Genomic DNA, 13407 nt, shown 5'->3' on the forward strand with positions numbered 1-13407 from the left:
GCCGACTAACACGGCACAAGGAGTGGAATATGTCTTTCAATATCGGCCTTAGCGGTCTCTATGCAGCCAACAAACAACTGGACGTAACCGGCAACAACATCGCCAACGTCGCGACCACCGGTTTCAAATCCTCCCGTGCAGAATTCGAAGACGTGTACTCGGCCACTCGCCTGGGTACCGGCAGCAAGACCGTCGGCAACGGCGTGCGTCTGGCCAACGTGTCCCAGCAGTTCGGCCAGGGCGACGTGAACAACACCGGCAACGTGCTGGATATGGGCATCCAGGGCAACGGCTTCTTCATCCTCAGCGACAACGGCTCCCTGAGCTACACCCGTGCCGGTGCGTTCAAGACTGATGCTGAAAACTATGTGGTCGATAACAACGGCAACCGTTTGCAGGGTTATGGCGTTGATGCCAACGGCAAGATCATCAACGGTGTGTTGACTGACTTGAAGATTGATACGTCGAGCCTCAAGCCAAACCCGACCACCAAAGTCGATCAGACGATGAACCTGAATTCGGCGGAAACATTACCGACCGTGGCCACGTTCAGCCCGACCGATACCAACAGCTATAACAAGACCATTTCCACCAAGGTCTACGATAGCCAGGGTAACGAGCACACCATGGATCAGTACTACGTGAAAACGGGTACCAACGCCTGGCGTGTCCACACCTACATGGATGGTCGTTCCCCGGCCAACCCTGCTACCACGCCACCAGTGGCGATTACCGCCGACATCACTTTCAACTCCGATGGCAGCATCAATACGCTGACGGCGGGTGCTGGCTGGACCAAGACCGGCAACACGTTGACCATGACCGGTTGGGTGCCAGGTACCATTACCAACGCCGCGACGACTCCTGTGACCTGGGGTCCGAACGGTTCCGTCGCTGCCACTGGCGGTATCGCGTTCAACATGGCGCTGACCACCTCTTACAACTCGCCAACCGCTCGTACCGCCCAATTCCAGGATGGTTACGCCACCGGCCAGATCTCCAGCCTGACGATCGACGCCACCGGCGTCATGACCGCCAACTTCAGCAACCAGCAAACCAAGGCCATCGGCCAGGTTGCAGTCGCCAGCTTCGCTAACGAGCAAGGCTTGCAACCGATCGGTGGTACCCGCTGGAAAGAAACCTTCGCCTCGGGCGTGGCGGGTGTCGATGCGCCGACGACCGGCACGCTGGGTTCGGTTGTGTCCAACTCCCTGGAAGAGTCCAACGTCAACCTGACCAACGAATTGGTCGAGCTGATCAAGGCCCAGAGCAACTACCAGGCAAACGCCAAGACCATCTCCACCCAGAGCACCATCATGCAGACCATCATTCAGATGACCTGATTTTGGTGAGCGAATAGCGTTTCACAAAGAGCCCCTCGCAAGAGGGGCTTTTTTGTGGATGGTAGAACAGTTCAAGATCAAAAGATCGCAGCCTCGCTTCGCTCGACAGCTCCTACATTGACATGCGATCCCTGTAGGAGCTGTCGAGCGAAGCGAGGCTGCGATCTTTTGACTTAAAGCAGGCAAAAGAAAACCCCCGACCAATCCAGAGGACTGATCGGGGGTTATCGAGGTCAGCGCCTTTCAGCGCTCACCGGCTCAGCTTATTGGCAAGCTTCGCAATCCGGCTCGTCGATGGCGCACGCCTTCGGCACTGGAGCAGGGCCGGCAGGGGCTGCCAGGACCGAGTCGTCGCCGTGGTTGCCGCCGCTGGAAACAGCGTTCAGCTTACCGGTGTTGATGGTCGACTTCTCGGTGCTGGTTGCGGCCAGGGCACGGAGGTAGTAGGTGGTTTTCAGACCACGGTACCAAGCCATGCGGTAGGTCACGTCCAGCTTCTTGCCCGAAGCGCCGGCGATGTACAGGTTCAGCGATTGAGCCTGGTCGATCCACTTCTGACGACGGCTGGCCGCGTCAACGATCCACTTGGTGTCCACTTCGAACGCAGTGGCGTAGAGCTCTTTGAGTTCTTGCGGGATGCGCTCGATCTGTTGAACCGAACCGTCGTAGTACTTCAGGTCGTTGATCATGACCGAGTCCCACAGACCGCGAGCCTTCAGGTCGCGAACCAGGTACGGGTTGATCACGGTGAATTCGCCCGACAGGTTCGATTTCACGTAGAGGTTCTGGTAGGTCGGTTCGATCGACTGCGACACGCCAGTGATGTTGGCGATGGTTGCGGTCGGTGCGATGGCCATGATGTTGGAGTTACGAATGCCTTTCTGCACACGGGCGCGAACCGGTGCCCAGTCCAGGGATTCGTTCAGGTCGACATCGATGTACTTCTGGCCACGCTGTTCGATCAGGATCTGTTGCGAATCCAGCGGCAGGATGCCTTTGGACCACAGCGAACCCTGGAACGTCTCGTAAGCGCCGCGCTCGTCGGCCAGGTCGCAGGACGCCTGGATCGCGTAGTAGCTGACCGCTTCCATCGACTTGTCGGCGAACTCGACGGCAGCGTCGGAACCATAAGGGATGTGCTGCAGGTACAAAGCGTCCTGGAAGCCCATGATGCCCAGACCGACCGGACGGTGCTTGAAGTTGGAGTTCTTCGCTTGTGGCACCGAGTAGTAGTTGATGTCGATAACGTTATCGAGCATGCGAACAGCGGTGTTCACGGTGCGTTCCAGCTTGGCGGTGTCCAGCTTGCCGTTGGTGATGTGGTTCGGCAGGTTGATCGAGCCCAGGTTGCAAACGGCGATCTCGTCCTTGTTGGTGTTCAAGGTGATCTCGGTGCACAGGTTCGAGCTGTGAACCACGCCCACGTGCTGCTGCGGGCTGCGCAGGTTGCACGGGTCTTTGAAGGTCAGCCATGGGTGGCCGGTTTCAAACAGCATGGACAGCATTTTGCGCCACAGGTCTTTGGCCTGGATGGTCTTGAACAGCTTGATCTTGCCTGGGTACTCGGACAGGGCTTCGTAGTACTCGTAGCGCTCTTCGAAGGCCTTGCCGGTCAGGTCGTGCAGGTCCGGCACTTCGGACGGCGAGAACAGGGTCCACTTGCCGTCATCGAAGACGCGCTTCATGAACAGGTCAGGGATCCAGTTGGCGGTGTTCATGTCGTGGGTACGACGACGGTCATCACCGGTGTTCTTGCGCAGTTCGATGAACTCTTCGATGTCCATGTGCCAGGTTTCCAGGTAGGCACACACAGCGCCTTTGCGCTTGCCACCCTGGTTAACGGCGACGGCGGTGTCGTTCACCACTTTCAGGAACGGTACAACGCCCTGGGATTTGCCGTTGGTGCCCTTGATGTACGAGCCCAGCGCACGAACCGGCGTCCAGTCATTGCCCAGGCCGCCAGCGAATTTCGACAACATGGCGTTGTCGTGGATCGCGTGGTAGATGCCCGACAGGTCATCCGGCACGGTGGTCAGGTAGCAGCTCGACAGCTGTGGACGCAGGGTGCCGGCGTTGAACAAGGTAGGGGTCGAGGACATGTAGTCGAAGGACGACAACAGGTTGTAGAACTCGATCGCACGGTCTTCTTTGTTCTTCTCTTCGATTGCCAGGCCCATGGCCACGCGCATGAAGAAAATCTGTGGCAGTTCGAAACGCACGCCATCCTTGTGGATGAAGTAACGGTCGTACAGGGTTTGCAGGCCCAGGTACGTGAACTGCTGATCGCGCTCGTGGTTGATTGCCTTGCCGAGTTTTTCCAGGTCGAAAGTCGCCAGAACCGGGTTCAGCAATTCGAATTCGATACCTTTGGCGATGTATGCAGGCAGCGCCTTGGCGTACAGGTCGACCATTTCGTGGTGAGTCGCGCTCTCGGCGACGCCCAGGAAGTTCAGGCCTTCGGCACGCAGGGTGTCCATCAGCAGGCGGGCGGTCACGAACGAGTAGTTCGGCTCACGCTCGACCAGCGTACGGGCGGTCATCACCAGAGCAGTGTTGACGTCGGTCAGGGCCACGCCGTCGTACAGGTTCTTCAGGGTTTCGCGCTGGATCAGGTCGCCATCGACTTCTTCCAGACCTTCGCACGCTTCAGTGACGATGGTGTTCAGACGACCCATGTCCAGAGGTGCAAGGCTGCCATCGGCGCGGGTGATGCGGATCGACGGGTGAGCCTGTACCGCGTCCTCGGCAGGGGCGCGTACAGCGCGTTCCTTGGAACGGGCGTCGCGGTAGATCACGTAGTCGCGGGCAACTTTCTGCTCGCCGGCACGCATCAGGGCCAGTTCGACCTGGTCCTGGATTTCTTCGATGTGGATGGTGCCGCCCGATGGCATGCGACGCTTGAAGGTGGCGGTGACTTGTTCGGTCAGGCGGGCAACGGTGTCGTGGATGCGCGACGAAGCGGCAGCGGTGCCGCCTTCAACTGCAAGAAACGCTTTGGTGATGGCGACGGTGATTTTGTCATCGGTGTAAGGAACGACAGTCCCGTTTCGCTTGATCACGCGCAGCTGGCCAGGCGCGGTGGCGGACAGATCCGAATTCGAATCGGCGGCCTGCGGCAAGGTGCCCTGCGGGTTCTCGCGAGTTGTGTCGGTTTGCATGGGGGGTTGTCTCCACATTCTCTATGTTTGTTTGGGCACCATCACGGTGCCCACCGTTCTGTCCTGAAGCACTACAACCGACGTGGCGTCGGGCATAACAACTTCGGGACAGTAGGAAAAGGCTAATGATGCCGCTTCCTTGCCGAAGTCTTGGCCGCGAGCCAGGGCTCGAAGCCGGATTCCTTTCAGGGGTGCCAGTTTTGACTGCAACACCCGTACCGTTCTGGCTGTTCTGGCCTGAAAAAACGGTGCCATCCGCACGTGCGGTTTGGGCTTGTAAAATCGTGCTTGGTTCAACCATAAACAGGCAATAAAGCGCTTGAGTTTCTGGTCTGAAATGTGGTTGGGCTTTTAAGCTAAAACCCTACATGTAGGGTTTTTTTGGCGCCGAGGTACAAGATAATGCGTTTTGGAGGGTGTTGCAACGTACTACCTGTGGATAAACCTGTGCGTAAATTGTGTGTGAAAGGTGGAACGAGCGTGTAGGCCGCGACCTAGCTGGAGCGGACCGTTTTTCACTGATTTTCAACGATTGAAAACAGTCATTCGGATTTTTAAGGGCGCGAACCCTATCACAAAAAACCGCTGTGTCCGAACGCATTTACCCGCTTGTGTTCCAGACGTGCGCCGTTTATACAATCGGCCAATGCAGATGCATTCTTATCCTCCCCTATCATTACAAAAAGACGGGCGGATCCTTCCTTTTAAAGTGATGTTGGCAAGCAGAGGTCACCGTGGAGCAAGAAGTCTGGCAGGTATTGATTGTCGAGGACGACCAGCGTCTGGCCGAACTGACTCGCGACTACCTCGAAGCCAATGGCCTGCGCGTCTCGATCGAGGGCAACGGCGCCCTTGCCGCAGCACGCATCATCAAGGAGAAGCCGGACCTGGTAATCCTCGACCTGATGCTCCCTGGCGAAGATGGCCTGAGCATTTGCCGCAAGGTTCGCGACAAGTATGACGGCCCGATTCTGATGCTCACCGCACGCACCGATGACACCGATCAAATCCTCGGCCTCGACCTCGGCGCTGATGACTACGTCTGCAAACCGGTTCGCCCACGCCTGCTGCTGGCGCGCATCCAGGCCTTGTTGCGGCGTAGCGAAGCGCCTGAAGCAGCCCCGGAAATACAGCGGCGTCTGCAGTTCGGCCCGTTGGTGGTGGACAACGCGTTGCGCGAGGCCTGGCTGCATGACAAAGGCATCGAGTTGACCAGCGCCGAGTTCGATTTGCTCTGGCTGCTGGTGGCCAACGCGGGGCGTATTCTGTCTCGCGAGGAAATATTCACCGCGCTGCGCGGGATCGGTTATGACGGCCAGGACCGTTCCATTGACGTGCGGATTTCGCGCATCCGCCCGAAGATCGGCGATGACCCGGAGCATCCGCGGCTGATCAAAACCATCCGCAGCAAAGGCTATCTGTTCGTTCCCGAAGCCTGCGCAGACTTGTCGCTGTGAACTCGATCTTCCTGCGCATTTATGGCGGTATGTGCGCGGCGCTGATTCTGGTGGCCGTGCTCGGCGTGCTGGCCTTGCACCTGCTTAACCAGGTGCGCAGCGAGCAATACCGCGAGCGTCTGGCCCACGGCACGTTTTCGTTGATGGCCGATAACCTGCAACCGATGAACGAAACCGAGCGTCACCGGGCCTTGCTGGTGTGGGAGCGCTTGCTCGGGATTCCGTTGGCGCTGAAGACATTCCCCCAGACCGATCTCGACCTGACCCAGCGCACCCGCGTGCTGCGCGGTCAGGCACTGGTGGAGCAGACCGGCCCGCACGCGGCAAAGGTTTACCGCTTGGTCAGCGACAAGGAACAACTGGTGCTCACCGGGGAAGTCCAGCAAATCAGCGAGCAACTGGCGCGAGCGACCATTTACCTGCTGGCCGATGAGCTGGTGCGCTACCCGGTGGCCGAGCAGCCCAAGCGTCTGGCGCAGTTAAAGGAAGAGAAGGGTTTCGGCTTTGATCTGCGGCTGGTCACGATCGATCAGGCCGACATGGACGAAGATCAGAGCCGCCGCGTATCCGAAGGCGACACGGTGATGGCGCTGGGCAAGGGCGGCGATTCCATCCGGGTGTTTGCCGGCATGGTCGGTACGCCGTGGGTACTGGAAATCGGCCCGCTGTATCAGATGAATCCTTATCCGCCCGAGTGGCTGGTGCTGATCGCGGCCCTCGGCCTGAGCCTGATTGGTTTGATTGTCTATCTATTGGTGCGTCAGCTGGAGCGCCGTTTGCGCGGGCTGGAAGCCGCTGCCACGCGCATCGCCAAGGGCAGCCTGGAAACCCGCGTACCGGCACGCGGCGCGGACTCGGTGGGGCGCCTGGCCTCGGCGTTCAACGGCATGGCCGAGCACTTGCAGCAATTGTTGGCGATTCAGCGAGAGCTGGTGCGTGCCGTGTCCCATGAACTGCGCACGCCGGTGGCGCGCTTGCGTTTTGGCCTGGAGATGATCGGCTCGGCCACCACGCCTGAGGCGCTGGAAAAATACCGCGAGGGCATGGATCACGACATCGAGGACCTTGATCGGCTGGTCGACGAGATGCTCACCTATGCGCGGCTGGAGCAGGGTTCGCCGGCGCTGAATTTTCAGCGGATCGATCTGGATGCGTTGGTCAATCAGGTGATCGAAGAACTGGCGCCGTTGCGCGCCGAGATCACGGTGCAGCGCGGTTTGTGCCTGTCGGCCGCCGATTGCGACGACGCCTGGGTCGAGGCCGAGCCACGCTACCTGCACCGGGCGTTGCAGAACCTGGTGAGCAACGCCATGCGCCACGCCCATTCACGGGTGACCGTCAGTTATCAGGTCGGACAGCAGCGCTGTCGGGTCGATGTCGAGGATGACGGGCCGGGCGTGCCGGAAACGGCCTGGGAGAAAATCTTCACGCCGTTCCTGCGCCTCGATGACAGCCGCACCCGCGCTTCGGGCGGGCATGGGTTGGGGTTATCGATTGTGCGGCGAATCATCCATTGGCATGACGGGCGAGCATTGATCGGCAAGAGCAAAAGCCTGGGCGGGGCCTGTTTCAGTTTGAGCTGGCCGAGGAATCAGGAGCGGCGGTGAGATTTTTGTTGTCTGGACAATCGCCTTCGCGGGCAAGCCTCGCTCCTACAGGATTCACACAACTCCCGTAGGAGCGAGGCTTGCCCGCGAAGAGGCCCTGACAGGCGCTACAAAACCTCAGGCCTTGATACTGACCAGACTCAACAACTGCCCATCCATCACTGCAAATTGCGCATCCAGCTCAGTGCCGCTACGCCATTCACCGGACAGGTCAGTCAGCAACCGCAACCGCACTTCACCGCCCGCGCTCCACTCCAGCACCTCGGCGTGTTCGAAATAGAAGCGCTTCTGGACAATCGGGTAGAGCGCCTTGAACAGGCTCTCCTTCACCGAAAACGTCAACGTCACCAGCATTGCCAATTGATCGGCAGCCCCGGCAGCCATGCGCTGCAACTCAGGCCCCGTTAGGATTTCCCCGGCCAGGCGTTCGGCGCGTTCAGCGTCGAGCAGGTTTTCCAGGTCCATCCCCAGACCACGCCAGTGCGCCTTGTTCGCGACAATCGCCGCGGCCCGGCCGGTGCTGTGGGTGATCGAGCCGGTGATGTGCGCCGGCCATACCGGTGCGCGGTCTTCGCCGATGGCCGGGATGAAACTCAGCCCTTCCAGTTGTTGCAACGCCGCCCGAGCGCAGACTCGCCCGGCGAGAAACTCGGCCTGGCGCTTGGCCACCGAACGCTGGATGCTCGCGGGCGGCTCGATGGCGCTGCGCTGGAAATCATCACTGGCCAGTTGTTTGGTATCGAAGTGGGTACCCAACAGGACCGTATCGGGCAGCACAAACGGCAGCGGCCAATGGGCGTCGGGTGGGGTGCAGCAGGCGGGTAGGGCGGGGACGGGATTCATGACGGGCATTTTGCCGGGTTGCCTTGGGGCTGGGTAGTAGCTGAGAGCTTGATCGTTCCCACGCTCTGCGTCACACCGTCGAAGGGACGCGGAGCGTCCCGGGCGGCATTCCCACGGGGACCGTGGGAACGATCATCGTGTCAGCCAAATATCTTCTTGAAAAACGCCTGCATGTCCGCCCAGGACTTCTCATCCGCGGTCTTGCTGTAACCAATGTCCGGCCCGCCATGGTCGCCATGGCTCAGACGATCCGCCTCGGGATTGCTGAACCCATGCTTGGCGCCTTCGAGGGTGACGAACGTGTAGTCGGCTTTGGCCTTGTCCATTTCCGTCTTGAACGCCGCCACGTTTTCCGCCGTGACCATGCTGTCCAGCGCGCCATGCTCCACCAGGATTTTCGCCTTCACACTGCCAGGCGTCGCTGGCGTATTGGTCACCAGCGCGCCGTGGAAACTCACCACGCCCGCCAGCGGCACGCCTTGACGCGCCGCATCCAGCACCACCTTACCGCCGAAGCAATAGCCGATGGCCGCCAGTTTATTCGGATCGGTTTGCGGCTGTTTCTTCAGCAAGTCGAGCCCGGCCTCAAACCGCGCACTGGCTGCTGCACTGTCTTTCAATGCCGCTTGCATGAAGGCCATGGCGTCCTTGGCGTGTTCGGTGTTCTTGCCGTCGCCAAACATGTCGATCGCCAGCGCGCTGTAGCCCAGACCGGCCAGATCACGGGCGCGGCGCTTGGCGTAGTCGTTGAGGCCCCACCACTCATGCACCACCACCACGCCCGGGCGCGGGCCTTTGATGGCGTCGTCGTAGGCGTAATAGCCGATCAGCTTGGTGCCGTCGGCACTCTGGTAGGGAATTTCCTGGGTCTGGATGGCGGCCTGGCTGACCCCGCTCAGAGCCAGTACCACGAGGGCGAGGAACACACGCATGATCAAATCTCCATATTAGGAATCGTGAGAACAGCGTAGTCGATTTGATTCAGCTCAGGTTCAGAGTGCGTTCAGGGGCAGTACAGGGAGGGGTCAGTAACCTTGCCCCGTACCCAAAAAGCACATAGCGCATGAGGAAACTCCCCAATGACTACTTTTAAAAAACTGCTTCTGGCTTTCACCGTGATGGGCGCCAGTGTCGCGGCCCACGCCGATACCACCAATTTCGCCGGCCTGACCTTTGGCCAGACCAGCGACAAGGTAAAAAAATCCAGCGCCCTGAACGACAACCTCAACCACCCGAACGCCGACGGTGTGATCGGCAAGGACAACACCTGGGGCGTGCGTCTGGGCCAGCAAGACAGCAAGGGTCGCTACTACGCCACTTACGACAACGTATCGGGCTCGCACAATGGCATTAAACTGCGTCAGGAAAATCTGCTGGGCAGTTACGATCTGTTCTACCCGGTGGGCGGCAGCACCAAACTGTTCGGCGGTGCCACCGCCGGTTTGACCAAGCTGACCCAGGATTCGCCAGGCTTCAGCCGCGATAGCGACATCGGTTACGCCGTTGGCGGCCAGGTCGGTGTATTGCAGCAAGTTTCGCAAAACACCTCGGTCGAGCTGGGTTACCGTTACCTGCGCAGCAACGCCAGCACCGAGATGAGCGAGCGCGGCGGCAGCAAACAGGGTTCGCTGGACTTGACCAGCAGCGCCCAGACCTACCTGTCCGCCAACTACGCTTTCTAAAAAGCGTTTTATGAGGGTAGGCGCCGAAGCCAGTGGTTAAGCGAAATCCCTGTGGGAGCGGGCTTGCTCGCGAAGACGGTGGCACAGTCAACATTGATGTCGCCTGACACACCGCCTTCGCGAGCAAGCCTGCTCCCACATGTTCCGCGGCGTTATGTCTTTGGAGATGTTGATTTGCCCAGGAGAGCGTTATGAAATTGCTGGTCGTCGAAGATGAAGCGCTATTGCGCCATCACCTGCAAACCCGCCTGACGGATAGCGGCCACGTGGTCGAGTCCGTGGCCAACGCCGAGGAAGCGTTGTACCAGGCCGAGCAGTTCAACCATGACCTGGCGGTGATCGACCTCGGTCTGCCGGGCATGGGCGGGCTCGACCTGATTCGTCAATTGCGCTCCCGGGGCAAGACGTTTCCGATCCTGATCCTCACCGCGCGCGGCAACTGGCAGGACAAGGTCGAAGGCCTCGCCGCCGGTGCCGACGATTACGTGGTCAAGCCCTTCCAGTTCGAAGAGCTGGAGGCCCGGCTCAATGCCTTGCTGCGCCGCTCCAGCGGTTTCACCCAGTCGACCATCGTCGCTGGCCCCTTGCTGCTCGATCTCAACCGCAAGCAGGCCTCCCTCGACGAACAACCGCTGGCGCTGACCGCCTACGAGTACCGGATCCTCGAGTACCTGATGCGCCATCACCAGCAAGTGGTGGCCAAGGACCGCTTGATGGAGCAGCTCTATCCGGATGACGGCGAGCGCGATCCGAATGTGATCGAAGTGCTGGTCGGCCGCTTGCGCCGCAAACTCGAAGGCCCGGCCGGCTTCAAGCCGATCGATACCGTGCGTGGCCTTGGCTACCTGTTCAATGAGCGCTGCACTTGATTCGTTCCCTTCGCGTCCGGTTGATGCTCGCCGCCACGGTCCTGGCGGTGTTGTTCATGCTGGCGTTGCTGCCGGCGATGCAGGGCGCGTTCAGCCTGGCGTTGCAGGATTCCATCGAGCAGCGCCTGGCGTCGGACGTCACCACGCTGATCTCCGCCGCGCGGGTGGAAAACAACACCCTACAGATGCCGACGCAGCTACCCGACGAACGCTTCAACCTCACCGACAGCCGTTTGCTCGGCTACATCTATGACCGCGAAGGTCATATGGTCTGGCGCTCGAAAGCTACCCAGGAAGAGAAGATCAACTACAAACCGCGTTACGACGGACGCGGTAATGAGTTCGCAAGGATTCTCGAAGCCAATGGTGAAGAGTTCTTCGTCTATGACGTCGAGGTCAAGCTGCTGGGCGGCCAGAGCGCGGCGTTCAGCATCGTTGCCCTGCAACCGGTGCGCGAATACGAAATCACCCTCGAAGGCCTGCGGGAAAACCTTTATCTGGGCTTTGGCGCAGCCTTGCTGGTGTTGCTCGCCTTGCTGTGGATCGGCCTGACCTGGGGCTTGCAGGCGTTGCGCCGGCTGAGCCAGGAGCTGGACCAGATCGAAAGCGGCACCCGGGAAAGCCTCAGCGAACAACACCCGCGTGAATTGCTGCGCCTGACCGGCTCGCTCAACCGCTTGTTGCACAGCGAACGCGAACAGCGCAGCCGTTATCGCGATTCCCTCGACGACCTGGCTCACAGCCTGAAAACCCCGCTGACGGTGTTGCAAGGGGTCAGCGAAGACATGGCGCAAAAGCCGCAAGAGCGCGAGCAGGCTTGGGTGCTGCAAACCCAGATCGAACGCATGAGCCAGCAGATCGGCTATCAACTGCAACGTGCGAGCCTGCGCAAAAGCGGTCTGGTGCGCCACCAAGTGCGCCTGCGCCCGGTGTTGCAAAGCCTCTGCGACACCCTGGACAAGGTCTACCGCGACAAACAGGTGCGGGTCGCTTTCGATCTGCCGGAGCAGTGTTACGTGCCGATCGAGCAGGGCGCGTTGCTGGAAATGATGGGCAACCTGCTGGAAAACGCCTATCGCCTGTGCCTCGGCGAAGTGCGTATCAGTGTGCGCGAAACCCTCAGCGGGATTGAGTTGTGCGTCGAAGATGACGGGCCGGGCGTGCCACCGGACCAGCGTGCGCGGATTCTGCAGCGGGGCGAACGGCTGGATCGTCAGCATCCGGGGCAGGGGATCGGGTTGGCGGTGGTCAAGGACATCATCGAAAGCTACAGCGCCAAGCTGACGCTGGGGGATTCGCCAATGGGCGGGGCGGCGTTCCGGATTCATTTTCCGGTGGTGTGACTGGAAGTTGGAGGGTTGTTCTCTCGGGCCCCTTCGCGAGCAAGCCCGCTCCCACATTGGATCGTCTGTGAACACATTATTTGTGTCCGACACAAATCAACTGTGGGAGCGGGCTTGCTCGCGAAGAGGCCGGTACAGCCACCACAAGTCTCGGTGTCAGACTGATAAACAAGCACTGTTTAAACGACACTTCCAGATACTCTCCCAGGCTACACATCCTTGCGCCGCTGCCTACGACTACGCCAGAATCCGCCGGCTTGTGCGCCTGGGGCGTGGGTTCTATCGTTTGCGGGTCGCTGACGAATCAGCGATCGGGTTTAGCGATCCGACCCCATACACAGACGCAAAAGCGCCCAAGTTCTGATTGCAGTTTTTAGTGCCTGCAATTCGCGTAATGGTGGCTGTGCGTGGGAGACCTTCGAGGTCTACCCGGGGTTTCTGTGACCCGGATCGCTAACCTGCGTACAGCCGCCACCTTTACTTGTTTAGCGATAGGTCGTGGCGGCTCAATCAACCACGGAGTTTCGCCATGTTCAAACCTACACCCAACCCACCGGAAACCGATCCGACATCCCCCTACGAATCCCTCGATTCGAAAAAACTCAACGAAGCCGCCGACCGCGCCCTCGATTACTACCTAAAACCGGACATCCCCAAAGACACCAAGCGCAAACCCAGCACCATTTACCATGTCGGCGCCGAGGTCGATAACGAAACCCTGCTGGTCAACGCCTGCGAATCCCTGGCGTCAGCGAGCATGATGCTCAGTGAGTTCGCCGGGTTGATGGACATGCCACATCGCAACATGATGTTGGGGATTCAATCCGTGGTCATGCTCGGGGAGCTGGCCGTGAATCGGGTGCTGGATAACCTCGATCCGCGAGGCTAGCGAAGAACCTGTGGCGAGGGAGCTTGCTCCCGCTCGGCTGCGCAGCAGTCGCAAAACCTGAGCGTGCGGTGCATCTGAAAAACCGTGACTGCCGGATTTGGGGCCGCTTCGCAGCCCAGCGGGAGCAAGCTCCCTCGCCACAACAGCATGGCTGTCTGCAAAGTTCTGTGGTGTTTTTTCGGGCCTCTTCGCGAGCAAGCCCGCTCCCACATTGGA

10 protein-coding genes are annotated in these 13407 nt (G+C 59.8%); 7 read left to right on the forward strand and 3 right to left on the reverse strand.

What is annotated here, in order from left to right; translation table 11 throughout:
- Positions 1-29: 29 nt before the first annotated feature.
- Positions 30-1343 (forward strand): flagellar hook protein FlgE, encoded by a 1314-nt coding sequence (gene flgE / locus IB250_RS22490; RefSeq protein WP_123495858.1) that lies wholly within the window; start codon positions 30-32, stop codon positions 1341-1343.
- A 263-nt stretch (positions 1344-1606) separates the two neighbouring features.
- Here flgE and IB250_RS22495 read toward each other — a convergent pair whose 3' ends face one another.
- Positions 1607-4501 (reverse strand): ribonucleoside-diphosphate reductase subunit alpha, encoded by a 2895-nt coding sequence (locus tag IB250_RS22495; protein ID WP_192345628.1) that lies wholly within the window; start codon positions 4499-4501, stop codon positions 1607-1609.
- Between the two features lie 734 nt (positions 4502-5235).
- On the opposite strand from IB250_RS22495, the gene IB250_RS22500 reads away from it, so the two are divergent.
- Together IB250_RS22500 and IB250_RS22505 are read left to right on the forward strand one after the other, a co-directional pair.
- Positions 5236-5958: a response regulator gene (locus IB250_RS22500; protein ID WP_123495862.1), complete on the forward strand. Its 723-nt coding sequence runs from the start codon at positions 5236-5238 to the stop codon at positions 5956-5958.
- The gene (locus IB250_RS22505; protein ID WP_123495864.1) at positions 5955-7565 is read left to right on the forward strand and encodes an ATP-binding protein; all 1611 of its coding nucleotides are present in this window, start codon (positions 5955-5957) and stop codon (positions 7563-7565) included. Before IB250_RS22500 ends, IB250_RS22505 begins: the two co-directional genes overlap by 4 nt.
- Positions 7566-7682: 117 nt before the next feature.
- Here IB250_RS22505 and IB250_RS22510 read toward each other — a convergent pair whose 3' ends face one another.
- Together IB250_RS22510 and IB250_RS22515 are read right to left on the reverse strand one after the other, a co-directional pair.
- Positions 7683-8408 carry a 4'-phosphopantetheinyl transferase family protein gene (locus IB250_RS22510; RefSeq protein ID WP_225603738.1) on the reverse strand — a complete coding sequence of 242 codons (726 nt, stop codon included), beginning with the start codon at positions 8406-8408 and terminating at the stop codon, positions 7683-7685.
- Positions 8409-8548: 140 nt separating this feature from the next.
- Entirely contained in the window at positions 8549-9340 is a 792-nt protein-coding gene (locus IB250_RS22515; RefSeq protein WP_192345630.1) for a dienelactone hydrolase family protein, read from the reverse strand.
- Between the two features lie 147 nt (positions 9341-9487).
- On the opposite strand from IB250_RS22515, the gene IB250_RS22520 reads away from it, so the two are divergent.
- From IB250_RS22520 to IB250_RS22535, 4 genes are all read left to right on the forward strand, one after another.
- On the forward strand, positions 9488-10090 hold the full coding sequence (locus IB250_RS22520; RefSeq protein WP_192345631.1) for a hypothetical protein: 603 nt from the start codon (positions 9488-9490) through the stop codon (positions 10088-10090).
- A gap of 191 nt (positions 10091-10281) precedes the next feature.
- A complete protein-coding gene (locus tag IB250_RS22525) occupies positions 10282-10959 on the forward strand; it encodes a response regulator (RefSeq protein ID WP_192345632.1) in 678 nt (225 codons plus the stop codon).
- Positions 10956-12302: an ATP-binding protein gene (locus tag IB250_RS22530; RefSeq protein WP_192345633.1), complete on the forward strand. Its 1347-nt coding sequence runs from the start codon at positions 10956-10958 to the stop codon at positions 12300-12302. Before IB250_RS22525 ends, IB250_RS22530 begins: the two co-directional genes overlap by 4 nt.
- Before the next feature lie 529 nt (positions 12303-12831).
- Entirely contained in the window at positions 12832-13191 is a 360-nt protein-coding gene (locus IB250_RS22535) for a DUF6124 family protein (protein ID WP_192345634.1), read from the forward strand.
- The last annotated feature ends 216 nt before the right edge of the window (positions 13192-13407 follow it).

This window comes from Pseudomonas sp. PDM09, from assembly GCF_014852305.1.
Lineage (GTDB): Bacteria > Pseudomonadota > Gammaproteobacteria > Pseudomonadales > Pseudomonadaceae > Aquipseudomonas.